This is a genomic window from Sphingomonas sp. TREG-RG-20F-R18-01, assembly GCF_022662475.1.
In the GTDB taxonomy this organism is placed as follows: Bacteria; Pseudomonadota; Alphaproteobacteria; order Sphingomonadales; family Sphingomonadaceae; genus Sphingomonas.
In genome coordinates, this window is sequence record NZ_JAKNQQ010000001.1 from 956,278 (window position 1) to 980,814 (window position 24,537).

Consider the following 24,537-nt stretch of genomic DNA (forward strand, 5'->3'; position numbering starts at 1 on the left):
GAACTCCGCGTTTGACGCTATCGGTACGGGGATATACTCAGACAATTATAAGATCAATGAGGATGCGAGCCAATGGCGATTACTCCGACCCGGCAATCTGCCCCTGATATGGCGGCGACGGAGGACGGGATACGCCCGTCCTATGTCAGCGCGCTCGTGCTGCTCGGTACCCTGTTCTTCATGTGGGGTTTCATCACGGTCATCAACAACACGTTGCTGCCGCATCTGCGCAGCGTGTTCGACCTGAGCTACACCCAGACGACGCTGATCGAGAGCGTCTGGTTCATCGCCTATTTCTTCGCGTCGATCCCCTCGGCCAAGCTGATCGAGCGGATCGGCTACAAGCGCTCGCTCGTCACCGGGTTGCTGATCATGGCAGCGGGCGCGGTCGGGATGACGCTTGCCGCGAGCATTCCGTCCTACGGCGTCACGCTCGTCATGCTGTTCGTGATCGCCAGCGGGATCACGCTGCTGCAGGTCGCCGCCAACCCCTATGTCGCCGTGATCGGCGCCCCCGAGACCGCCTCTGCGCGGCTCAACCTGGTCCAGGCGCTCAACTCGGCCGGGACGATGCTCGCGCCCTTGTTCGGCGCCTATCTGATCCTCGGGCGCTCGACCAGCGGCACCGCCAAGTCGGGGGCTGTCTTCACCCAGGCCGAGCGGCTCGCAGATGCGCAGTCGGTGGTGTTGCCCTATGTGCTGGTGGCGATCGTACTGGTCGTCCTCGCGGTCGTGATCGCACGCTTTCCCCTGCCCGCGATGGGGGGCACGACCAGCCGAATGGCGAAGGAAGAGCGCAAGAACCATTCGCTCTGGCGCCACCGCAACCTGGTGTTCGGTATTCCCGCGATCTTCATCTATCTGATCGCCGAGATCGGCGTCGCCAACCTGTTCGTCAATTTCGTCAGCCAGCCGCAGATCGCCGACCTGACGCACGAACAGGCCGGCCGTTACCTGACCTTCCTGTGGGGCGGGATGATGATCGGGCGGTTCGTGGGTTCGTTCATCATGCAGAAGATTCCGGCTGAAACGGTGCTCGCGGCCTTCTCGATCGGCGCGTTCGTGGTGATGCTCGTCACCGTGTTTACGACCGGTCCGGTTGCGATGTGGGCGCTGATCCTCGTCGGGCTGTTCCACTCGATCATGTTCCCGACGATCTTCACGCTCGGGATCAAGGGCCTTGGGCCGCTCACCGAGGAAGGTTCGGGGCTGCTGATCATGGCGATCGCCGGCGGCGCGCTGGTCGTGGTGCAGGGCAAGCTCGCCGACATGTACGGGTTGCAGGCGTCGTTCCTGCTGACGGCCGCGTGCGAGCTGTACGTACTGTTCTACGCGCTGTGGGGCTGCCGTACCACGGCGACGGCGCCGGATTGATCGCACCCCTGCGCGGTGGTCAGCCCATCGGGTCGCGCGCGCTTTCCCCCAGCACGCGCGCCACCGCCAGCAACACCTCCGGACGAACCTGGACCAGCACGTGGCTGCTGCGTACCTCGATCGTCCGGCCGTTCGTATCGTGACAGATCATGCCGTTGACGAAGCCGTCGCTCCGGCTCCAGATTGCGGTGGACGGTACCGGCAGCGGTTCCGCCACCAGCTTGCGTTGCGCCAGCACGTTGGGCGCGTCGATCTGCTCCCCGGTCAGCACCTGGAACGATCGCCATACGTTCGTGGCGCGCGGCGACCCGGCGAACGGCGAGCTGATCGTGACGACCTCGCGCACCATGTCGGGCAGGCGGTGCGCCGCATACCGTGCCATGATCCCGCCAAGACTGACCCCGATCAGCGTGACGCGTTCCCCGGTTTCGGCATGCAGCGCACGGACCCGATCGAGCAGCAGCGCGCCTTCGTTGCCGATCGCGCGAACCCCGAAATTACGGCCCAGGCCCCACCCTTCGGCACGATAGCCGAGCTGGTTCAGATAGCGTCGCAGCACGACGAGCGAGCGATCGCTGTTGATCAGCCCGGGCAGCAACAGGATCGGCCGCCCGTCGCCGCGCGGTGCCTTGGCGAGCTTTCCCTGCGCGCCCAGCAGCGACGCGAGGCCAAAGGCGGCACGCGGCAGTTCCGCCGCCCACAACAGACGCGACGGGGGCCTCATGCCGCGAACCAGCCGAGTACGGTCACCGGAAACGGGGTCCACGCGCCGATCCTGACGCCCGCCGCGCGCAGGGCGTCCCCGGTCCAGCTGTTGCAGGTACGCAGCGCATCATAGCGACCGGTCGCCGCGTAAAACGCGTCATCCATGCCATAACCGGTGCGGTGCCAGCCACGTGGGCCGAAACTGCCCCGGACGAAGGCGGCGAGCCGCCGGTATTCCGCGGGACGCAGCGTCACCACGCGCGCCTGATCACCCGGCGATGGCAGCGCGATATGCTCGACGTGCAGCACGGTCTGCCCACTTCCGAGCGCCGCTGCCGCCACGGTGGCCGGCCGGACGTCGCGCCATGTGGGTGTTTCCACGTAGAACCGGCGGTCTCCCCATCCGATCGCGACGTGGTCATAACCGGCATAGCGCGGGTCAGCGAGATCTTCCGCCCGCGCAAGCGCGCGCCAGTCGACTCCGGCCGCCACTTTCGGCAGCACCAGTCCGGTATGGACGCCATTGCTCTCGACCAGAATCCGCACGCCGTCCACTGGCGCGGTCCACCCGGTATTGGCCGGGACCGCGCCGCCGACCATCCCTGCCGCACCATAGCCCGCCAAGGCGAGCATGACGACGAAAAGTCCCGTGCCGATTGAATGGATTACTTGTGGCATTCGCTTCCTGTTTCATCCCCGGCGGGCGCTATGATAGGGACGTTCCATGACCGAAGATACGCATGTTCTCGACGCCCCTCCCGAAGGCGCCAACGCCGACTGGACGATCCCGCAAAACTGGGCGCATTTCACGGCGGAAGAACATCGCGTCTGGGACACGCTGTTCGAACGGCAAGCGAAACTGCTCCCCGGCCGGGCATCGGACGCCTATCTACGGGGTCTTGATGTACTGAAGCTGTCCAAACCCGGGATTCCCGATTTCGAGGAATTGTCCGAACGCCTGATGAAGCTGACCGGCTGGCAAGTGGTGGCCGTCCCCGGTCTGGTACCCGACGACGTCTTTTTCGACCATATGGCGAATCGCCGCTTCGTGGCCGGCAATTTCATCCGCCGCGCGGACCAGCTCGATTACCTTCAGGAGCCCGACGTCTTCCACGACGTGTTCGGCCATGTGCCGATGCTCGCCGATCCGGTCTTCGCCGATTATCTGGCCGCCTATGGCCGCGGCGGGCAGCGCGCACAGGGGTTGGACGCGCTGAAATATCTCGGCCGACTCTATTGGTATACGGTGGAGTTTGGCCTGATCGCCGAGCCGGAGGGCCTGCGCATCTACGGGGCCGGCATCGTGTCGAGCTTCGCCGAGAGCCGCTTCGCGCTCGACGATGCCAGTCCCAACCGCATCGCCTTCGATCTGAAGCGCGTGATGCGGACCGAATATCGCATCGACGATTTCCAGCAGAACTATTTCGTGATCCCCAGCCTGGAGGAGTTGCTCCGCGTCACGGTGGAAACCGATTTCGGCCCGCTATACCAGGAGCTGGCAAGCGTTCCCGACGTGCCGGTGGCCGATGTCTTGCCGCAGGACAGGATGATCACGAACGGAACCCAGGCCTATGCGTTGTGCAAGCGGTAGACGTTCTCGAAAGGAATCCATCGTGATCATCGTCAGCATCCTGTACGAAAAGCCCGATCGCTTCGACCAAGACTATTATCTTACCCAGCACATGCCGATGGTGCGCGACCGGTGGTCGCAGGAACTGACCGGTACGCGCGTGCTCAAGGGTGTGCCGGGACCGGATGGCGGCGCACCTGCTTTCGCGATCATCGCGGAACTGTCGTTCGCGTCGATGGCGGCGGTGCAGCAGGCGATGAGCGGCCCGCATGCGCAGGAGATCTTCGCCGACGTGGCGAACTTTACCGACGTCAGCCCCAGGCAACTGATCAGCGAAGTGCTGGGCTGAAGGTCACAGGTCCAGCGCCCAGCCGTCGCGCCCCTTGGGGTCGATCGGCTGGGTCGGGACATAGCGCTGCGCTGCCGCGGTCAACCGCAGAATCGTCCAGTCGCCGCGACGATCGATCTCGGTGAGCACGCAACCACACCGTTCAAAGGCCGCGACGACATCGGCGCGCTGCGTATCGAGCAGTCCGGCCAGCACGATCGTCGCCCGTGGGGCCGCGATCGCGGCAATTTCGGGTGCCATCGAGACCAGCGGCCCCGCCAGGATATTGGCGATCACCAAATCATAGGGCGCGCGCGCGGTGATCGCATCGTCCAGCGTCCCGTCCGCGACGATGAGATCGACCGCAGCGACGCCGTTCACGTCGGCATTCTCGCGGGTCACGACGATCGCGCGCGGATCGATGTCGGTCGCGAGGATCTCGGCGTCGGGCCAAAGATGCCGCGCCGCAAAGGCAAGCAGGCCAGTCCCCGTGCCGATGTCGATCGCACGGGTGAATCGTGCATCCGCCATGCGGTCGAGCATCGCGAGACACCCCGAAGTGGTCGCATGGTGCCCCGTCCCAAATGCCTGCCCGGCCTCAATCAGAAAGGCGCGACCACCGGCTGGCACGTGGACGGGATGCGCACTGGTGTGCACGAGGAACCGCCCTTCGGCGATCGGCTCCAGCCCCTGCTGGCTGAGCGTGACCCAATCCTCGTCCGCAAGCATCTCCACCTGGGGTGACACGCTGGTCGCGCTCGGCACCAGAGCGTGGATCAGCGCGATCGTCTCCGGGGCGGGCTCCGCCTCGAGATAGGCGTCGAGGCGCCAATGCTCCCGGTCGTCCTCATAAAGCTCGGTCGTCATCAGCACGACGCCTTCGGCAATATCCTCGCCGGCGTCGATCGCCTCGGCCTCGGCGCGAGTGCAGGGAAGGCTCAATTTCCAGCTGGTCATGGTCCCGCTCCTGCCCGCCTACGCACCGACGCGCAAGCGTCCTACAAACCCCTTCTTCTCTTCGTGGCTTTGTGGCTTCGTGCGATTCCATTCTGCCTTCTTCAGAAGAAGATGGACTCGCACAAAGGCACAAAGCCACGAAGGTAGAAGTAGATGTTATTGCGCTGCGCGCGACTATTCGTGGCGCAGCGCGTCGATCGGGTTGAGCGCGGCGGCACGGCGGGCCGGGAAATAGCCGAAGACGACGCCGATCACCGCCGAGATCGCAAAGGCGATCATGTTGATCTGCGGATCGAACAGATAGTCGACCTTCATCACCCCCGCGAGCGACAACACCGCCATCTGCGCGACCACCAGCCCGATCAGCCCGCCCAGCATCGACAAGGCGATGGCCTCGACGAGAAACTGGAGCAACACCTCCCGCGCGACCGCGCCGATCGCCAGGCGAATGCCGATCTCGCGTGTCCGCTCGGTCACCGAGACGAGCATGATGTTCATGATCCCGATCCCCCCGACGATCAGGCTGATCGCCGCCACTGCGGTGACGATCCCCGTCAATAGCGTGGTCGACTGGGTCAGCGTTGCCGAAATCTGGGCGGTGTCGAAGATGTTGAAGTCATCGTCCTTGCCGCCGTTGATGTTGCGGCGTTCGCGCAGCAGGTCCTCGATCGAGGATTGCACCGCTGCGCTCGAATAGGCCTGATCGACGCCCACCAGCATCAGCTTGAGGTCGGTCGAACCGGTGAAACGACGTTGCACAGCCTTCAACGGCATGATCACGACATCGTCCTGATCGCCGCCAAAGCCGGCCTGTCCGCGTGCCGACAGTCGCCCGATCACGTCGCACGAGATTCCGCCGATCCGCATCCGCGTGCCGAGCGGGGATCCGCCGCGATACAGGTTCGTGTTGACCGTATTGCCGATGATGCAGACCGATTTGCCCGCGCCTTCTTCGGCGGGCGTGAAATAGCGGCCCTCGGTCAGCGGCCACGGCTGAACCTGGAAATAGGCGTTGGTCGTGCCGTTGAGCGTGGTCGACCAGTTGGCGCCCTCGTAGATCGCGGTCGCGGTGGTGCCCGCCTGTGCGGCGACGGCGGTGACGCCCGCGATCTGGTCGCGGATCGCGATCGCGTCCTGCGGCTTGAAGTCGGGCGGACGCGGGCCCCCACCGCCGCGCCCGAAACCCTGCCCAGGGCGGACCTGGAGGATGTTGGTGCCGAGCGAGGAGATCGACTTCTGCACCGCAGCGGTGGTCGCCTTGCCGAGCGTAACCATCGTCACGACGGCGGCGACGCCGATAATGATCCCGAGCGTGGTGAGAAACGAGCGCAGCTTGTGCCGCGCGATCGAGCGCAGCGCGAGGAGGAGGGTCGTGCCCAGCATTACTCTAGCCCCTCCCCTTCAGGAGTGTCGGGTCGGCCATGCCCCCGGCATGGCCTGAAGGATGCGGGGCATCCTTCACCCGACACTGGGCTGGGGTGGGGGCGTGCAGCAGAAGTAAGCTCTCTGCGAGGCACGGCCCCACCCCCAACCCCTCCCCTGAAGGGGAGGGGCTTTTGGGTTACGCGCGTCACGACGCCACCTCGCCCTGGTGATGCTGCGTGTCGATCCGCTCGACAAGCCCGTCCTTGAAATGTACGATCGTCCGCGCGAACGCCGCCATGTCAGGTTCGTGCGTCACCATGATCACCGTGATCCCGCTGTCGCGGTTCAACCCCGACAGCAATTCCATGATCTCGACCGAGCGTTCCGAATCCAGATTTCCCGTCGGCTCGTCCGCAAGCAAAACCGCCGGGCTGGTGACGATCGCGCGCGCGATCGCGACGCGCTGCTGCTGCCCGCCCGACAGTTCGGCGGGCGTATGGTCCCACCAGTTCGCCAGCCCCACCTTATCCAGCGCCGCCATCGCCGCCGCCCGCCGCGCGCCCTTCGCGTCGCCGCGATACAGCAACGGCAGCTCGACATTCTCGAGTGCGGTCGTGCGCGCGAGCAAGTTGAACCCCTGGAACACGAAGCCGAGATACTTGCGCCGCAACAGTGCGCGCTGGTCGCGATCGAGCGATTCGACATGGACGCCCTTGAACGCGAACGTGCCGCCGGTCGGCACGTCGAGACAGCCGAGAATGTTCATCGTGGTCGACTTGCCCGATCCGCTCGCGCCCATCACCGCGACGAAATCGCCCTGCGTGATGTCGAGGTCGATCCCCTTGAGCGCGAGGAACGCGGTCGCGCCTTCGCCATAGCTCTTGGTGACGCTGCGCAGCGAGATGATCGGGAGCCCCGGCACCGCCCCGTGAAGCGGCAGGGGCGCGGGGTTACTGGCCACCGCCCTGCCCGCCCGATCGCCGCCGTTGCCCCCCGCCGCTGCCGGAGCCTGCTGCCGCACCGGACGAACCCTTCGCGAGTTGCCCGGTGATGACCTTGTCGCCAGGCTTGAGCGCACCGCCGATCACTTCGGTCATCGTCCCGTTGCTTTCGCCGGTGGTGATCGCGACGGGTTGCGCGGTCCCCTCCGCTCCGAGCGTGTAGACGGTCTGCGATCCCCCGCGCTTGACCGTCTCGCCCTTCCCGCTGCCCGCGCCACCCCGCCGCGGCCGTCCGGGAACGAGCGCGCCCGCGATCCCCTTGTTCGCGGTCGCGGTCGTATCCACCGGCTTGAAGCGCAGCGCTGCGTTGGGGACGAGCAGGACATTGGGCTTTGCCGTGGTGACAATGTCGGCGGTCGCGGTCATGCCCGGGCGCAGCTGCAGCCCGGAGTTGGCGACCGAAAGCGTGGCGCTGTAGGACACGACCTGCCCCGCGGTAGTGGTCGTCGTCGCGCTGGTTGACGCCGTGGTCGACGCACTGAGGTTCGACCCCAGATCGACCCGCGTGATCGCGGCGGGGAATGTCTTGCCCGGGAACGCGTCGACCGTGAAGGTCGCGCTCTGCCCTTCCTTCACCGAGCCGACGTCGGCCTCGTCGATCGCGACCGCGAGTTTCATCCGGCTGAGGTCCTCCGCGATCACGAACAGGGTCGGCGTGCTGAACGACGCCGCGACGGTCTGACCCGGCTCGATCTGACGCGCGAGGACGACACCGTTGACCGGGGAACGGACCACGGTCTTCACCAGCTGCGTCGCATTCGACGACAACGTTGCGCGCGCCGAAACCACGTTGGCCTGCGCCGCGCGCACATTCGCAATGCCGCGGTCCCGGTCGGCGCGTGCCTGGTCGAGCTCGGTCTTGGCGGGAACACGACCGCCCGACAGGCGGCTTACCTCTTGGTAGCGCGCGAGTGTCGCATTGGCCTGCGCGAGCGTCGCCTGATTCTGCGCCACCGTCGCGACTGCCGCATCGAGCGCCGCCTGGCTCTGGTTGACCGCGTCCTGAAAGCGCGACGGATCGACCAGCGCAAGCGGCTGGTTCTTGGTCACGCGATCGTTGACGTCGACCACGACCTTGGTGACGAGGCCGGACAGTTCCGAGCCGACCTGGACCTGGTTGGTCGGCTGCAGCTTGCCGGTCGCCGAAACGCTGACCGAAAGCGCGCCGCGCTCTACCGCCGCCGTTGCATAGTCCGGCTTGTCCGACCCGGCGAAACAGCTCTTCAACAGCAGGAGCAACAACAGCACGCCGACTGCGACAAGCACCCACTTCGCCCAGCGCCGCCATGCCGGGACAGGCTTGGCGCCCAGAAAGGCGTCCAGATCGGTATTGGCGGGAACAGAGGTCGGGGGCGTGCTGGCCATTTAGCGTTCCTGGCGGACGATGGGGTTTGACGCGGGCGCGGCGATCACAGCGGTCGGATCGGCAGTGCTGTCCCACCCGCCGCCCAGCGCGAGGAACAATTGCACCAACGCGGTCGCCCGGTCCGACTGCGCCTGGCTCAGACCGTTGCGTGCATTGAGCAGGCTGGTTTCGGTGGTGTTCAACGTGACGAAGTCGGTCAGCCCCGCGCGATACTGGGTGCGCGAAAGGATCGCGCTGTTGTTCGCCGCATCGAGCGCGATCGCGAATTGCTCGGCACGCCGCTTGGCGGAATCGAGCGCCACGACCGCATTCTCGACATCCTCCAGTCCCTGCAGGACGGTCGACTTGTAGGCCGCGAATGCACCATCGGCGGCGGCTTCGTTGCTGCGCACCTGCGCCCGCAATCGACCGCCGTTGAAGATCGCCTGCGTCAAACCGGCAAACACCTGCCCCGCGATGGTCTGGAACAGGCTGCCGAGCTTGGACGCATCGGTCGACAGGCTGCCGCTGATCGCGAGCGCTGGATAGAGTTGCGCCTTGGCCACACCGATCTGCGCGGTCGTCGCGGCGAGCTGGCGCTCGGCCGCCCGGACATCGGGGCGCTGGCGCAGCGTATCGAGCGGCACGCCGATCGCGACGCTGTCGGGCCCGGCGGGAATCGGTCGTGTTGCCGCAAGCTCCCCCTTGAGCGCTCCGGGAGCCTGCCCGGTCAGCACACCGATCCGCGAGACCGCGGCGTTGTAATTCTGTTCGATCGTCGGGATCGTCGCTGCGGTGCTGGCCCGCTGCGAGCGCGCCTGTTCGACATCGAGCGAGGAGACCAGCCCGGCCTGCACACGGAATCCCGCGATCTCGAGATTGTCGTCCTGCACCCGCAACGACGCGCGCGCATTGGCAAGCTGCGCCTGGTAGAGCCGCGCGAGCATGTAGTTGCGTGCCGCCTCCGCCTCGGTCGAAAGGAGCACCGTCGCCAGATCGTAGCCCGACGTCTCATATTGCGCGCGCGACGATTCGATCGTGCGGCGGATCTCGCCGAACAGCCCGACCTGATATTGCACGTCGAGCCCGAGCGATAACGTATCCCCCGATCCGCGCCCGGTCACGATCGTCGCACCGCCCGGCAACGTCGTCGTCCCGCCAACGATGCTTTGCGAGCGGGTATAGCCGGCCGAGCCGCTGAGCGTCGGCAGCAGCTGCGCGCGCGACTGGACCAGGGCCTCGCGCGCCTGCCGCAACCGCGCGAGCGCTTGCGCGATATCGAGGTTGTTGGCGCGCGCACGCTCGACCACGCTGGTCAGCAGCGGGTCGTCGAACCGCGTCCACCAGGCCGTGAGATCGCCGCGCGCCTGCGCCGGGAGCGGCACCGAATAGGCATCCGGCACGCCAAGCGCGGCTGGCGTAGCGGGATGGTAATTCGGTCCAACGGTGCAGGCGACCAGCGGGAACGTCAGGGCGAACGACAGGATCGGGCGGTGACGCATCGCCTCTATGTGGCTAACACACCGCGCGCGGTCCACCGATTTCTTGTTACAAGCTTTTGCAAAGGTGCAATCGCGGGTTATTCCATTTCAAGAATGATTGCATCGACCGCGAGACTATCCCCGGTCCTGGCGTTGACCGCCTTGACCGTGCCGGCCTTTTCGGCGCGCAGGATGTTCTCCATCTTCATCGCCTCGACCACCGCGAGCGGCTGCCCCGCCTCGACCTTGTCGCCGACGCCGACGTCGAGCCGCATCAGCAGGCCCGGCATCGGGCACAGCAGGAACTTCGAGAGATCGGGCGGGACCTTGTCGATCAGATGCTGCGCGTAAGGCGCGACATGCGCGGGGAGCACGCGCGCGTCATGGCTCGCGCCGCGCGTGGTCAGGCGGAACCCACCGCGGGTGCGGACGATCTTCACGCTGAGGTCGGCGTCGTCGATCTCGGCGTGGACCATCCGGTCGCCGGGGGTATATTCCAGCCCGATGTCGAGGTCCTCGCCATCCACGATGACGCCATCGGTCGAGATATCGACGACATGCGTGGCATCGCCGATCCTGACCGACCATTGCGCTGGCGGACGCAACCGCTTGCCGAGCTGGCCATCGATCCGGCGCGCGCGATCCGCCTCGGCGGTCGCGGCGAAGGCGGCGATCGCGGACAAGTCGCGGATCAGCTCGGGCGATGCCGGAGCACCGTGGAAGCCGTCGGGATATTCCTCGGCGATGAAGCCAGTGGTGATGTTGCCCGAGCGGAAGCGCGGGTGCTGCATCAGTGCGGAGAGGAAGTCGATGTTGTTGCCGGGGCCAGTGATCTCGAACGCGTCGAGCGCGGCGATCTGCTCGTCGATCGCTTCCTCGCGGGTGGGGGCCCAGGTGATCAGCTTCGCGATCATCGGATCGTAGAAGATGCTGACCTCACCGCCTTCGCGGACGCCATCGTCGACACGGACGTAAGCTACTTCTTCTTGCCCCTCCCCTTCAGGGGAGGAAAGGAAGGCCCCTTTTTCTTCTTGCCCCTCCCCTTCAGGGGAGGGGTAGGGGGTGGGGGCGGTCTCACCGAGAGCAACATCGGTTGAGTCCGCTGCACGGCCCCACCCCAACCCCTCCCCTGAAGGGGAGGGGCTAAGAGAAGTGTACGGCGTCCCCACACTCTCCGGCGGCTGATACCGCACCAATCGCCCGGTGCTCGGCAAGAACCCGCGATACGGATCCTCCGCATAAACCCGGTTCTCGATCGCCCACCCCTTGAGCACCACATCATCCTGCCCAAACGGCAGAGCTTCACCGTAAGCAACCCGAATCATCAGCTCGACCAGATCCAGCCCGGTCACCGCCTCGGTCACCGGATGCTCGACCTGAAGCCGCGTGTTCATCTCGAGGAAGTAGAACCCCTCCCCCGTCGTATCCGCACCCGAGACGATCAGCTCGACCGTCCCCGCCGAAAAATACCCGACCGCGCGCGCCAAGGCGACCGCCTGCTCCCCCATCGCTTTCCGCATCTTGGGCGTCACGAACGGCGACGGCGCTTCCTCGACCACCTTCTGGTGCCGCCGCTGGATCGAGCATTCGCGCTCGCCGAGATAAACGATGGTGCCGTGCTGATCCCCCATCACCTGGATCTCGATATGGCGCGGGCTTTCAATGAACTTCTCGATGAACACGCGGTCGTCGCCGAACGACGCCAGCCCCTCGCGCTTGGTCGCCTCGAACCCCTCGCGCACGTCCTGCTCGGAGTAAGCGAGGCGCATCCCCTTGCCGCCGCCGCCCGCGCTCGCCTTCATCATCACCGGATACCCGATGCCGCTCGCGATCCGCACCGCGTCCTCGGTATCCGCGATCTCGCCAAGGAATCCGGGAACGACGTTGACGCCCGCGGCCTTGGCGAGCTTCTTGGACTCGATCTTGTCCCCCATTGCGGCGATCGCTTTCGGGGGCGGCCCGACGAACGCGATCCCCGCGTCGGCGCAGGCGCGCGCGAAGCTCTCGCGCTCGGACAGGAAGCCGTAGCCGGGATGGATACAGTCCGCGCCCGTCTCCTTGGCCGCGAGCAGGATCAGGTCGGCGAGCAGATAGCTCTCCCCTGCAGGCGGCGGCCCGAGCCGGACGCTTTCGTCCGCCATCAGCACATGCGGCGCGCGCGCGTCCGCGTCGGAATAGACCGCGACCGTCGCGATCCCCATCTTCTTCGCGGTCCGCATCACGCGGCAGGCAATTTCGCCGCGGTTCGCGACCAGGATTTTCTTGAACATCGCTCGCCCTAGAGTGTGCCGTCTCCCCGACCGGATGCCGGGTGCGGACTGATCGTTATTGGTACCAGATCATCGACTTGAGTTGCGCCGTCCGCGCCCGCGTCAGGCTCGTCCGGCAAGACGCCGTCGTCATGCCCTGCGCCGACCCGCCCGCATATTGCCCGCCCTCGATCACGCACTGCGTATCACGGAACTTGAGCCACGCGCGCTGGCTCTCGAGCAGCGCCGCCGCATAGCCGAACCCGCCGCCGCGCGACGTGTCCTGCGCGTCACGACCCTTCATGTACGCATAGCTCCGCTTCCACTGCGCGGCCATCGCGGCATCGGCGGCCGTGTAGCTCGACCCGGCAGTGCGGTTCATATCCGCCTGGGTCTGGACCGGGGCCGCCGCAGCGACCAGCAGCGCGATCAGCAGCATGTCTTTTCCTTCCGCATCGGTTCCTCGCCGACCATCGGGACCAGCCCGAGCTTGGCCAGCAGCGCGGCGTCCTTATCGTCCCCGGCATTGCCCGTGGTCAGCAGCTTGTCGCCGGTGAAAATCGAATTCGCGCCCGCCATGAAGCACAAGGCCTGCGTCGCCTCGGACATGCTCTCGCGCCCCGCGGACAGCCGCACCATGCTCAACGGCATCGTGATCCGCGCGACCGCGACGGTGCGGACGAACTCGATCTCGTCGATCGCGGCAAGCGGCGTATCCGCCAGCATGTTGCCGAGCACCGTGCCCTTGACCGGCACCAGCGCATTGACCGGCACGCTCTCCGGGTGGCGCGGCAAAGTGGCGAGCGCATGGATGAAGCCGACGCGGTCGCCGCGCGTCTCGCCCATCCCGACGATCCCGCCGCAGCACACGTTGATCCCCGCCTCGCGCACGTGCTCGAGCGTATCGAGCCGGTCCTGGAAGGTCCGCGTGGTGATGACCTCGGCGTATTTCTCCGGCGAGGTATCGATGTTGTGGTTGTAATAATCGAGCCCGGCGTCGGCGAGCTGCCTGGCCTGATGCGGCGCGAGCATCCCGAGCGTCATGCAGGTCTCCATCCCCATCTGGCGGACGCCCTGCACCATCTCGATGATCGCGGGCATGTCCTTGTCCTTGGGGTTGCGCCACGCCGCGCCCATGCAGAACCGCTGCGACCCCGCATCGCGCGCCTGCGCGGCGGATTGCAGCACCGCGCGGACGTCCATCAGCTTGGAGGCCTTCAGCTCGGTGTCGGCGCTGGCGGACTGGTTGCAATAGCCGCAATCCTCGGGGCAGCCGCCGGTCTTGATCGAGAGGAGCGTGCACAGCTGCACCTGCCCCGCGGCGTGATGCGCGCGGTGCGTGGTCTGCGCGCGGAACATCAGTTCGTCGAACGGAAGATCGAACAAGGCGGCGATTTCCTGGCGCGTCCAGTCGTTCCGTACGCGCCCCTCCCCTTCAGGGGAGGGGATGGGGGTGGGGGAAGTCTCACCGAGCCCGACGTCGGTTGAGTCCGCTGCACGGCCCCACCCCAACCCCTCCCCTGAAGGGGAGGGGCTTTGCACGGCGGTTAGTCCTTCAGTCATTCCACATTTCCCTCAACCGGGGGCATATTATGCCCGAGCAATCGCAGCACTTCGCCCGCCGCCTCGACCAGATTGGTCCCGGGCCCGAAAATCCCCTGCACGCCAGCATCGCGCAGCGTCTGATAATCCTGCGCGGGGATCACCCCGCCAGCGATCACCTTGATGTCGCCGCGCCCGGCCTCGCGCAAATGCCCGATCAGCTCGGGGATCAGCGTCTTGTGCCCCGCCGCGAGCGACGACGCGCCGACCACGTCGACATCGCGTGCGATCGCGAGTTCAGCGGCTTCGGCGGGCGTCTGGAACAACGGCCCCGGCACCACCTCGAACCCGAGATCGCCGAACGCGGACGACACGAGGTTTGCACCACGGTCATGCCCGTCCTGCCCCATCTTGGCGACGAGCATCCGGGGCTTGCGCCCGTTGCGCGTTTCCAGAGAAACGACGCCTTCCTTCAGCCCCTGCCACGCTGCGTCGAACTCATGCGCGCCGCCGTAGATGCCCGACACCGGCGTCGGCACGGTATCATAGCGTCCGAACACATCCTCCATCGCGGAGGAAATCTCGCCGAGAGTGGCGCGCTGCCGCGCACACTCGACCGCGAGCGCGAGGAGATTCGTTTCCATTCCTCCCCCAACGGGGGAGGGGGACCGCCCGGCTTCTTCAGCCGGGTGGTGGAGGGGTTCTGCCGCAGGCGCTGCGCCCGGATCGCCCCCTCCACCGTTCGCTGAATGCTCACGGTCCCCCTCCCCCGCCATGGCGGGGGAGGATTTGCGCGCACCCTCGCGCAACGCGTCCAACGCCGTCTGGCACTTCGCCTCGTCCCGCCCGGCCTTCGACCGCGCGATCCGCGCGATTTGCGCCTCGCGCACCGCGACATTGTCGACGTCGAGAATGTCGATCGGGTCCTGCTCGGCGAGCTTATACTTGTTGACGCCGACGATCACATCCTCGCCCTTGTCGACTCGCGCCGCGCGGCCGGCAGACGCCTCTTCGATCATCGCCTTGGGCCAGCCCGCCGCGACCGCCTGCGCCATCCCGCCCTCGGCCTCGACGCGCTGGATGATCTCCCACGCCTTGTCGACGAGCTCCTCGGTCAGGCTCTCGATGTAATAGCTGCCGCCCAACGGATCGACGACCTTGGTCATCCCCGTCTCTTCCTGGAGCACGATCTGCGTGTTGCGCGCGATCCGTGCCGAGAAATCGGTCGGCAGCGCGATCGCCTCGTCGAGCGCGTTGGTGTGGAGACTTTGCGTCCCCCCCAGCATCGCCGCCATCGCCTCGACCGTGGTGCGGATCACATTGTTATACGGGTCCTGCTCGGTCAGCGACACGCCGCTCGTCTGGCAATGCGTCCGCAGCATCTTGGACCGCTCGTCCTTCGCACCGAGATCAGTCATCACGCGGTGCCACAGTTTCCGCGCAGCGCGCAGCTTCGCAATTTCCATGAAGAAGTTCATGCCGATCGCGAAGAAGAAGCTCAGCCGCCCCGCGAACGCATCAAGATCGAGCCCGGACGCCATCGCCGCTTTGGCGTACTCGCGCCCGTCCGCGATCGTGAACGCCAGCTCCTGCAGCTGCGTCGCCCCCGCTTCCTGCATATGATAGCCGGAAATCGAGATGCTGTTGAACTTCGGCATGTGCGCCGAGGTGTACCCGATGATGTCCGAGATGATCCGCATCGAAGGCTTAGGCGGGTAGATATAGGTGTTGCGGACCATGAACTCCTTGAGGATGTCGTTCTGGATCGTCCCGTCGAGCAGATGCTGTGGCACCCCCTGCTCCTCGCCCGCGACGATGAAGAAGGCGAGGATCGGGATGACCGCGCCGTTCATCGTCATGCTGACCGACATCTTGTCGAGCGGGATCCCGTCGAACAGGATCTTCATGTCGTCGATCGTATCGATCGCCACGCCTGCCTTGCCGACATCGCCGGTCACGCGCGGATGATCGCTGTCGTAACCGCGGTGGGTCGCGAGATCGAACGCGACCGACAGGCCCTTCTGCCCCGCCGCAAGATTGCGCCGGTAGAAGGCGTTGGACGCTTCCGCAGTCGAGAACCCCGCGTACTGCCGGATCGTCCACGGCCGCCCCGCATACATCGACGCGCGCACGCCGCGCGTGAACGGCGCAAAACCGGGGAGGCCGGGGTCGATGTCCGCCACGTCCGCCGCGGTATAGAGCGGCTTGACGTCAATCCCTTCGGGGGTGTGCCAGGTCAGGTCCCTGCCCTTGACCTCCTTGGCGGCGGCGGCGGCCCAGGCATCCAGCGTCGGACGCGTGCTCGGCTCGGGAAGATCGCGTGGGGCCGGCGTGCTCCCGGCGTCCTCACCCGTATTGGTTTCAATCTCTACCATCAGGTTCCTGTGAACTGTGGCTTTCGTTTCTGCAAGAAGGCCATGCCGCCTTCCATCGAATCGGCGGTGCCGCGAACGTGCCGCTGGTTCTCCGCCTCCTGCAGCATGGCGGCGGCGTAATCCGCCTCATAGGCATGGCGGATCTGGCGGCGGATCAGCCCCATCGCGACGGTCGGCCCGGCGGCGAGCCGTTCCGCCAACGCGATCGCTTCCGCATCGAGCGAGTCGTCGGCGACGACCTTGTGGATCATCCCCCAGTCGAGCGCCTTGGCGGCGGGAACGCGCTCGCCAAGCAGCATCATCTCGGTCGCGCGCGCCCGGCCAATGAGGCGCGGGAGCATCCACGATGCACCGCCATCGGGAACGAGACCGATGTTGACGAACGCCTGGAGGAAATAGGCGGTCTCGCTCGCGACGCAGAAGTCGGCGGCGAGCGCGAGGCTGCACCCGATCCCCGCGGCAGGCCCACGCACCGCGCTGACGACGGGAACGGACAGGTCCGCGATCGCCGCGATCGTCGGGTTATACGCCTCGGTCAGCGCCTTGAAGGTGCTGTTGCCCGGGTTGTCGCTGCCGAGCGCCCCGCCGCCGACGTCCGCCCCCGAGCAGAACCCCCGCCCCGCTGCCGCGATCAGCACCGCACGCGCGCCGTCGAGCGTGGCGAGCGCGTCGCGCAGGTCGTCGAACATCTGCGGCGGCGCGGCGTTGAGCCGGTCGGGGCGGTTGAGCGTGACGATCAGCACGTCGCCGCGCCGTTCGGTCTGGATCATGGGGTCGGGCATCACTTGGTCCTTGGAAACGTGCTTCGGAAAGACGGGATTCACTATCAAACGGTGCCACCCCCGGCAAAAGCATGGCCTCCGCGAAACCATAATTGTTCTCCCGCGAAGGCGGGAGTCCAGGAGTCGCACAAGCCATAAGACGTTGACTTGCTCGGCACTGGATTCCCGCTTTCGCGGGAAAGCAGCAAGTGGAAAGCTCGTGAGCCCAATTCCGCAGAGGGTTCGCTTTTGCCGGGGTGGAGACGCGGGGCTACCCGCTCCCCCCTCACCCCGCCGCGAGCGCCGCAAGCAGCAGCAACGCCACGATGTTGGTAATCTTGATCATCGGATTGACCGCAGGCCCCGCCGTATCCTTGTACGGATCCCCCACCGTATCCCCCGTCACCGCCGCCTTGTGCGCCTCGGACCCCTTGCCACCATAATTCCCATCCTCGATGAACTTCTTGGCATTGTCCCACGCGCCCCCACCCGAGGTCATCGAGATCGCAACGAACAACCCCGACACGATCACCCCCAGCAACATCGCCCCAAGCGCCGCAAACCCCTCGGCCTGCCCCGCGACGAAGGTGATCACGAAATACACCAGGATCGGTGACAGCACCGGGAGCAGCGACGGCACGATCATCTCGCGAATCGCCGCGCGCGTCACGAGATCGACCGTCCGCGCATAATCGGGCCGGCTGGTGCCGAGCATGATCCCCGGATTGTCGCGGAACTGCGCGCGGACTTCCTCGACGACAGCGCCCGCCGCACGCCCGACCGCGGTCATCCCCATCGCGCCGAACAGATACGGCAGCAACGCGCCGAGCAGCAGTCCGACGATGACGTACGGGTTGGACAAAGCGAAATTGACCGTGAGCGTCGGGAAATCGCGCGCCAGATCGGACGTATAGGCATTGAACAACACCAGCGCAGCCAAAGCCGCCGACCCGATCGCATAGCCCTTGGTCACCGCCTTGGTGGTATTGCCGACCGCGTCCAGCGCGTCGGTGCGATGCCGCACGTCGTCGGGCAGCCCCGCCATCTCGGCGATCCCGCCCGCATTGTCGGTCACCGGCCCGTAAGCGTCGAGCGCAACCACCATCCCCGCCTGCGCGAGCATCGCGGTCGCGGCGAAGGCGATCCCGATCACCCCCGCCAATTGATACGCCGCGATCACCGCGACGACGATGACGAGCGTCGGCAGCGCGGTCGATTCGAGGCTGATCGCAAGCCCCTGGATCACGTTGGTCCCGTGCCCCGTCTCGGACGCCTTGGCGATCGAGCGGACCGGGCGGAAGTTGGTGCCCGTGTAATATTCGGTGATCCACACCAACAGGCCGGTGACCGCCAGCCCGATCATCATGCACCAGAACAATTGCATCCCGGTGAAGCTCGCGGCGGCCACACCCGCGATCGCCTCGGGGCTCGCGCCATCCAGAAACGCATTGCCCCCGATCCGCGCATCCATGTCGCCGAGCGTATAGCGCGTGACAAGGTAGATCGCCGGGATCGACAGCCCGACGCTCAGCCAGAACCCCTTGTACAGCGCGCCCATGATCGTGCCCTTGCCGAGCCGTACCGCATAGGTACCGAGAATCGAGGTCAGGATACACACCCCGCCGACGATCAGCGGCAGCGTCATCACATTGAGCAAATGGTCCGCATTCTTGAGCGCGAGCGCGACCGAGATCATCGTCACGCCGATCGTGACGACATAGGTCTCGAACAAATCCGCCGCCATGCCCGCGCAATCGCCGACGTTATCGCCGACATTGTCCGCAATGGTGGCGGGGTTACGCGGGTCGTCCTCGGGGATTCCCGCCTCGACCTTGCCGACCAGATCCGCGCCGACGTCCGCCGCCTTCGTAAAGATGCCGCCACCCAATCGCGCGAAGATCGAGATGAGCGATGCGCCGAACGCCAGCGCGGTCAGCGCCTTGACCACCACCGGCGCACCCGCGTCGGCACCGTTCGGTCCCGCGAGATACAGGAACGTCCCCGAGATCGAGAGCAACCCGAGCCCCGCGACGAGCAACCCCGTCACCGCACCCGAGCGGAACGCCATCGTCAGCCCGCCCTGGAGCGACGTCCGCGCGGCCTCGGCGGTCCGCACGTTGGCGCGGACCGAGATGTTCATCCCGACATAGCCCGCCACGCCCGACAGCACCGCCCCCAGCGCGAAGCTCAGCGCCGAGACGGGGGTGCGCATCCCGTCGAGGAACACCCACACCAGCAGCAGGACGATGACGCCGACAATCGCGATCGTGCGATATTGCCGCCCGAGATAGGCCTTCGCCCCCTCCTGGATCGCGGCGGCGATATCCTGCATCTTTTCGTTGCCCGCGGGCGCGCGGAGCACCTGCTGGCTGGTGATCGCGCCGTAGGCGACGGCGATCAGGCCACAGATGATGGCGGCATAGACGATCGTCATGCTGTTCCTTTCCTGAAGTCCGGCAAGGATCGCGACACGCGGTCTCGTCCCCGCTCTTGTGTGGTATCCTACAGGTGGAGGATGGGTTGGCAAGCACGCGTGGCGCTTACGCGTTGTGCTGGAAGCCGAGATTGCCGGGGAGCGGAACCGCCTCGCCCGCGTCGACCAGCGTCAGTCCGGTACCGGACGCGAACCACCCCACGCGGGTCGCCGCACAGGGGAGCACGACGTCGGGCGCGGCGGCGAACAGAAGCTGGTAATCGTCCCCCGCAGTCGCCGCCACAAGCCGCGCCGCGCGGTCATCCCCCGCGAAGGCGCGATAGGCGCCGGACAGCGGGATATCGGCGAGGTCGAGCGTGACCGACAGGCCGCTTGCCGCCGCCATCCGCTGCGCGTCGATCAGCAACCCGTCGGACACGTCCATCATCGCGCTCACGACCCCCGCCAGCACGCGCCCCTCGGCGAGGCGAGGCTGCGGGCGGCGGTACGCGGCGAGCAGTTCGGCGGGGCCCGCCTCCCCCTGCGCGATCGTCAGCCCCGCGCCCGCATCGCCGATCGTCCCGGTGACATAGAGCGCATCCCCCGCGCGCGCACCCGTGCGGATCGGCGCGGTTGTGGTCGAGCCGATCGCGGTGAGGGTGATGACACGCGGCGCGTGCGCCGGGAGCGATACGGTATCGCCGCCGAGCAGCGGGACGCTGAAGGTGGTAAGCGCGTGGCCGAAGCCTTCGAGAAAGAGGGCGTCCCAGCTTTCCCCATCCTCCCCCTCTAGTCGCTTCCCCGGCGAAGGCCGGGGCCCAGTCGATGTGGCCGAGGTAACGTCTGGCTGCCCTTCGCCATGAACGTCCCGCGACTGGGCCCCGGCCTTCGCCGGGGAAGCGGAAAAAGAAGAAGCCGGTATCGCCCGCAGCGGATAGTTGAGCATCACCCCCACCGGCACCGCACCCTTCGCCGCCAGATCCGACACATTGGTCGCCACCAGCTTCCACGCCACATCCCCCGCCGGATCGCCGGAAAGATAATGCACCCCCTCCACCAGCGTATCGGTGGTGAGCACCAGATCCCCCAACCGCGCCGCATCGTCGCGCAGGTCGAGCGCACCGGGATGGAGCGGCAGCCGCCGCAGAGCGACGAGGAATTCGGCTTCGGTCATACTCTGGGGTCTAGCGGGAGTGGCAGCCCTGCGGGTACGAATTTTTCGGGGTAGTCGCGCCCCGCCCCGCAATTAGGGTCGTCGCCATGACCATGACCGCACGAGACGGAATCGGCACGCTGACCGAAAAGGAAAAGCAGACCCTTCGGCTGATCGTCCGCGGGCACGATGCGAAGTCCACCGCGCGCAGCCTCAACCTCTCGGTCCACACGATCAACGAACGCCTGCGCGATGCGCGCCGCAAGATGGCGGTGTCGAGCAGCCGCGAGGCCGCCCGCATCCTCTTCGAAGCCGAGGGCGAGCGGAGCGCGCCACCCACCCCCGAATTGTCCGGGGACACGGAAATCGGGGAAGACGCGCCATCCTCCGCGCCGGATCAGGAAGTCGCGCCCGGCAAGGGCGTCGGGCCGGCTGATCGCCGCTCCGCAATGCTCATCGGAGTCCTCGTCATGACGCTTGCCCTCGCGCTTCTTGCACTTCTCATCGTGCCGCAAGGCGCGTCTCCCGTACCCTCCCCGGCGGACAGCGCCACCACGGCCAACCCGGCGGTGGTCGAGACGGCGCGCAACTGGCTCGCGCTGCTCGACCAGTCCCGCTGGGACGAGAGCTATCGCCTGACCGGCAAGGCGTTCCGCAAGGTCAACTCGGTCCAGATGTGGACGGCTGCGTCGAACAAGGCGCGGGTGCCTTTAGGCGGAATGGTTTCGCGTGTTCTGGAGAGCCAGCAATATTTCCCGGCGCCGCCGGAGGGCTATCAGGTGGTCAAGTTCCGCACGGCCTTCGCCAACAAGGACAATGCGGTCGAGACGGTCACGCTCGAACAGGAAAGCGGCGCCTGGCGCATCGTCGCGGTGATCGTCGAGTAGCGATGGCTGGCGGATCGGGCGCGAGGGCTCAATCCTCGCGCTTCGCTCCGTCGAGCAGCCGCGCCTGCCGCTCGGCGTCGGCCGCCGCAGCGTCGCGCTCGGCCTTGCTCCGGCCGAACGCCGCGCGATTGACCGTTGCAGCATCCGCCGCGGCATCGCGCGCGCGGGCCTTGCGGGCGCGGCGGAGGTTGATGACCTCCGCCATGTTCAGCCGCGCACGTCCTTGGCGATCGCGTCGAGCAGGCCGTTGACGAACCCCGACTCGCGCTTGTCGAAGAAGGCGTGCGCGACGTCGACATATTCGGTGATGACCGCGCCGGTCGGCACGTCCGCGCGTGCGAGCAGCTCGTAGGTCCCCGCGCGCAGGATCGCGCGCATCGCCTTGTCGAGCCGCGCGAGGTTCCAGCCCTTGGCGAGCTTGCCCGCGATCGCGGTGTCGATCTCGGACAGTCGCGCGCTGGTGCCCTTCACCACGTCGTCGAAGAAATCGACCTCGGGCTCGGCATATTCGGCATCCTCGATCGTCGCGCCGAGGCGGTGGTTGTGGAATTCGTGGAGCAGCACCGGGATCGCGGTGGCTTCCATGTCGTGCTGGTACAGCGCCTGGACGGCGGCAAGACGAGCAGCGGCGCGCGCCTTGGAGCGCGGGGCGGTGCGGGGGGTAAGATGGGAAGACATTGCGCGGGCCTTAGGGGAAAATGCCGCGGACGGGAAGCTGGGGCGATCCTTCTTAACCCCTCCCCCTCGGGGGAGGGGTTGGGGTGGGGAAGTCCAGAAGGGGTGTGCTCTCTGCGAGGCACTGCCCCACCCCAAACCCCTCCCCTGAAGGGGAGGGGCTTTAGAATAGGACGCCCTCCCCTGAAGGGGAGGCTAAGAGACTAAAGCCGCAACGCCACCGACCGCGCATGGGCCGGCAACCCCTCGGCCTCCGCCAGCGCCACCGCCGCCGGCCCGATCGCCGCCAACCCCTGCGCCCCAAGCTCCAGGAAACTCGTCCGCTTCATGAAATCGAGCACCGACAACCCGCTGGAGAACCGCGCCCGCCGCCCGGTCGGCAACACATGGTTCGGCCCAGCCACATAATCCCCGATCGCCTCGGGCGTATGCCGCCCCAGGAACACCGACCCGGCATGACGCACCCGGTCGAACAACGCCTGCGGATCATCGCACGCCAGCTCGAGATGCTCGGGCGCAAGCCGGTCGACCAGCGGCAATGCCTCCTCGAGGCTAGCCGTCACGATGATCGCGCCATTCGCATCCCACGCCGCCCGCGCGACCTTGGATGTCACAAGCGTCCCGATCTGCAGATCCACCTCGTCCGCCACCGCACGCGCGAAAGCGGCATCGTCGGTGAACAGGATCGACTGGCTCGTCGGGTCATGCTCGCTCTGCGACAACAGATCGGCGGCGATCCAGTCCGCGCGGTTCTTCCCGTCCGCAACGACGACGATCTCGGATGGCCCCGCGACCATGTCGATCCCGACCACGCCGTACAATTGCCGCTTGGCCTCCGCGACCCAGGCGTTGCCCGGCCCCGTCACGACATCCACCGCGCCGATCCGCCCGGTCCCATAGGCCAGCGCCGCCACCGCCTGCGCGCCGCCGATCCGCCACATCTCGTCAACGCCCGCGACATGCGCGGCGGCGAGCACGAGCGGGTTGACCTCGCCCTTGGGGGTCGGCGTGACCATCACCAGCCGGTCGACGCCCGCGACCTTGGCCGGAATCGCGTTCATCAGCACCGAAGACGGATAGGCCGCACGCCCGCCGGGAACATACAGCCCCGCGGCCGCCACCGCATTCCACCGAGCGCCGAGCCGCACACCCGCCTCATCGGTGGTGTCGCTGTCGGCGGGCTTCTGCTTCTCGTGATAGGTCCGGATCCGCGCCGCCGCGAGATCGAGCGCATCGCGTAATTCGGGGGTCAGCGCCTCATAGGCAGCGAGCCACTCGGCACGTTCGATCCGCCAGCCGGTTTCGTTGAGATCATGCTGGTCGAACTTGCGCGTGAACGCGTGGAGCGCGGCATCGCCTTCGTCACGGACGCTGGAGATGATCGTACGGACATCGCGCGCGACATCGGCGTCGGCCTCGCGACGGGCGTTGACGAGGGTTTCGAACGCCCGGTCGAAGCCGGGTTCGGAGGTGGAGAGACGGATCATATCTCGCTCCCCTCCCCTTCAGGGGAGGGGCTGGGGGTGGGGCAGTGCAGAATTCCGATGCTGTGTTGGCTGGACGGCCCCACCCCAACCCCTCCCCTGAAGGGGAGGGGCTTAAGAAGAGAAATCGTCTTCACGCCGCCATCTCCTGCGAAACCGCCCGCCGAAACGCCTCGACCAGCGGCACGATCTGCGCCCGCGTCTTGAACGCCGCGCGATTGACGATCAGCCGGCTCGTCACCTCGCAGATCACCGCCACCTCGACCAACCCGTTCTCTTTGAGCGTCCGCCCCGAAGACACCAGATCGACGATCCGCGGCGCGAGCCCCAGCAAGGGTGCCAGCTCCATCGCCCCGTTCAACTTGACGCATTCGGCCGACACACCCCGCGCCGCGAAATGCGCCTCGGTGACGTGCGGATATTTGGTCGCGATGCGGACATGGCTCCACCCGCGCGGGTCGTCGTGCGCCGCCAGATCGGCGGGTTCGGCGACCGACAGACGGCAATGCCCGATCCCCAGATCGACCGGCGCGTACAGTTCGGAATAGTCGAACTCCGCCAGCACGTCCGACCCCACGATCCCCAATTGCGCCGCGCCATGCGCGACGAAGGTCGCGACGTCGAACGCGCGGACGCGGATCAGGTCGATCCCGGGGTTGTTGGTGGTGAAGCGCAACGCGCGCGACTCCGGGTCGCTGAACGCGGCTTCGGGAACGATTCCGGCGCGTTCCAGCAACGGAACCGCCTCGGACAGGATCCGCCCCTTGGGGACGGCGATGATGATCGGATCGGCCATATGGGTCGGGGCTTTACTTGGGCGGGGGGGTGGGCGCAACAACGCCCGGACGAGCACCAAACGCCGCGCAAAAAGG

22 protein-coding genes are annotated in these 24,537 nt (G+C 66.6%); 4 read left to right on the plus strand and 18 right to left on the minus strand.

Annotated elements, in window-relative coordinates; genetic code table 11:
* Positions 1–108: 108 nt before the first annotated feature.
* On the plus strand, positions 109–1,374 hold the full coding sequence (locus L8K25_RS04840; RefSeq protein ID WP_242137898.1) for a sugar MFS transporter: 1,266 nt from the start codon (positions 109–111) through the stop codon (positions 1,372–1,374).
* Positions 1,375–1,393: 19 nt separating this feature from the next.
* Here L8K25_RS04840 and L8K25_RS04845 read toward each other — a convergent pair whose 3' ends face one another.
* Together L8K25_RS04845 and L8K25_RS04850 are read right to left on the minus strand one after the other, a co-directional pair.
* Positions 1,394–2,098 (minus strand): alpha/beta fold hydrolase, encoded by a 705-nt coding sequence (locus tag L8K25_RS04845; protein WP_242137745.1) that lies wholly within the window; start codon positions 2,096–2,098, stop codon positions 1,394–1,396.
* Complete coding sequence (locus L8K25_RS04850; RefSeq protein WP_242137746.1) at positions 2,095–2,757, minus strand: TIGR02117 family protein; 663 nt, start codon at positions 2,755–2,757, stop codon at positions 2,095–2,097. Before L8K25_RS04850 ends, L8K25_RS04845 begins: the two co-directional genes overlap by 4 nt.
* 46 nt (positions 2,758–2,803) lie before the next feature.
* Between L8K25_RS04850 and phhA the strand changes: the two genes are divergently transcribed.
* Entirely contained in the window at positions 2,804–3,670 is an 867-nt protein-coding gene (phhA, locus tag L8K25_RS04855; protein WP_242137747.1) for a phenylalanine 4-monooxygenase, read from the plus strand.
* A 22-nt stretch (positions 3,671–3,692) separates the two neighbouring features.
* On the plus strand, positions 3,693–3,998 hold the full coding sequence (locus tag L8K25_RS04860) for an EthD family reductase (protein ID WP_242137748.1): 306 nt from the start codon (positions 3,693–3,695) through the stop codon (positions 3,996–3,998).
* 3 nt (positions 3,999–4,001) lie between these two features.
* Here L8K25_RS04860 and L8K25_RS04865 read toward each other — a convergent pair whose 3' ends face one another.
* The 12 genes from L8K25_RS04865 to L8K25_RS04920 form a co-directional block, all read right to left on the minus strand.
* Positions 4,002–4,934, minus strand: coding sequence for a 50S ribosomal protein L11 methyltransferase (locus tag L8K25_RS04865; RefSeq protein ID WP_242137749.1), 933 nt, complete (start codon positions 4,932–4,934; stop codon positions 4,002–4,004).
* Between the two features lie 174 nt (positions 4,935–5,108).
* Positions 5,109–6,317: an ABC transporter permease gene (locus L8K25_RS04870; protein ID WP_242137750.1), complete on the minus strand. Its 1,209-nt coding sequence runs from the start codon at positions 6,315–6,317 to the stop codon at positions 5,109–5,111.
* A gap of 187 nt (positions 6,318–6,504) precedes the next feature.
* Entirely contained in the window at positions 6,505–7,221 is a 717-nt protein-coding gene (locus L8K25_RS04875; protein ID WP_242137899.1) for an ABC transporter ATP-binding protein, read from the minus strand.
* A 28-nt stretch (positions 7,222–7,249) separates the two neighbouring features.
* Positions 7,250–8,665 carry an efflux RND transporter periplasmic adaptor subunit gene (locus L8K25_RS04880; protein ID WP_242137751.1) on the minus strand — a complete coding sequence of 472 codons (1,416 nt, stop codon included), beginning with the start codon at positions 8,663–8,665 and terminating at the stop codon, positions 7,250–7,252.
* A complete protein-coding gene (locus tag L8K25_RS04885) occupies positions 8,666–10,147 on the minus strand; it encodes an efflux transporter outer membrane subunit (protein WP_242137752.1) in 1,482 nt (493 codons plus the stop codon).
* Positions 10,148–10,224: 77 nt separating this feature from the next.
* Positions 10,225–12,396 (minus strand): acetyl/propionyl/methylcrotonyl-CoA carboxylase subunit alpha, encoded by a 2,172-nt coding sequence (locus L8K25_RS04890; protein WP_242137753.1) that lies wholly within the window; start codon positions 12,394–12,396, stop codon positions 10,225–10,227.
* 55 nt (positions 12,397–12,451) lie between these two features.
* Entirely contained in the window at positions 12,452–12,814 is a 363-nt protein-coding gene (locus tag L8K25_RS04895) for a lysozyme inhibitor LprI family protein (RefSeq protein ID WP_242137754.1), read from the minus strand.
* Positions 12,805–13,938 (minus strand): biotin synthase BioB, encoded by a 1,134-nt coding sequence (gene bioB / locus L8K25_RS04900; protein WP_242137755.1) that lies wholly within the window; start codon positions 13,936–13,938, stop codon positions 12,805–12,807. Before bioB ends, L8K25_RS04895 begins: the two co-directional genes overlap by 10 nt.
* Entirely contained in the window at positions 13,935–16,292 is a 2,358-nt protein-coding gene (scpA, locus tag L8K25_RS04905) for a methylmalonyl-CoA mutase (RefSeq protein WP_242137756.1), read from the minus strand. The genes bioB and scpA overlap by 4 nt, the downstream gene beginning before the upstream one ends.
* Positions 16,292–17,074: an enoyl-CoA hydratase-related protein gene (locus tag L8K25_RS04910; protein WP_242137757.1), complete on the minus strand. Its 783-nt coding sequence runs from the start codon at positions 17,072–17,074 to the stop codon at positions 16,292–16,294. The genes scpA and L8K25_RS04910 overlap by 1 nt, the downstream gene beginning before the upstream one ends.
* A 265-nt stretch (positions 17,075–17,339) precedes the next feature.
* Positions 17,340–19,487, minus strand: coding sequence for a sodium-translocating pyrophosphatase (locus L8K25_RS04915; protein WP_242137758.1), 2,148 nt, complete (start codon positions 19,485–19,487; stop codon positions 17,340–17,342).
* Between the two features lie 106 nt (positions 19,488–19,593).
* A complete protein-coding gene (locus L8K25_RS04920; RefSeq protein WP_242137759.1) occupies positions 19,594–20,640 on the minus strand; it encodes a thiamine-phosphate kinase in 1,047 nt (348 codons plus the stop codon).
* Positions 20,641–20,726: 86 nt separating this feature from the next.
* Here L8K25_RS04920 and L8K25_RS04925 point away from each other — a divergent pair, with 86 nt between their 5' ends.
* Positions 20,727–21,506 carry a DUF4019 domain-containing protein gene (locus L8K25_RS04925; RefSeq protein WP_242137760.1) on the plus strand — a complete coding sequence of 260 codons (780 nt, stop codon included), beginning with the start codon at positions 20,727–20,729 and terminating at the stop codon, positions 21,504–21,506.
* A 28-nt stretch (positions 21,507–21,534) separates the two neighbouring features.
* On the opposite strand, the gene L8K25_RS04930 is transcribed toward L8K25_RS04925, so the two are convergent.
* The 4 genes from L8K25_RS04930 to hisG all read right to left on the minus strand — a co-directional run bounded on the left by L8K25_RS04930 (position 21,535) and on the right by hisG (position 24,461).
* Positions 21,535–21,711, minus strand: coding sequence for a DUF4169 family protein (locus L8K25_RS04930; RefSeq protein ID WP_242137761.1), 177 nt, complete (start codon positions 21,709–21,711; stop codon positions 21,535–21,537).
* Between the two features lie 2 nt (positions 21,712–21,713).
* Positions 21,714–22,184 (minus strand): transcription antitermination factor NusB, encoded by a 471-nt coding sequence (gene nusB / locus L8K25_RS04935; protein ID WP_242137762.1) that lies wholly within the window; start codon positions 22,182–22,184, stop codon positions 21,714–21,716.
* A 200-nt stretch (positions 22,185–22,384) separates the two neighbouring features.
* Complete coding sequence (gene hisD, locus L8K25_RS04940; RefSeq protein ID WP_242137763.1) at positions 22,385–23,668, minus strand: histidinol dehydrogenase; 1,284 nt, start codon at positions 23,666–23,668, stop codon at positions 22,385–22,387.
* 130 nt (positions 23,669–23,798) lie between these two features.
* On the minus strand, positions 23,799–24,461 hold the full coding sequence (hisG, locus tag L8K25_RS04945) for an ATP phosphoribosyltransferase (protein WP_242137764.1): 663 nt from the start codon (positions 24,459–24,461) through the stop codon (positions 23,799–23,801).
* Between the last annotated feature and the right edge of the window lie 76 nt (positions 24,462–24,537).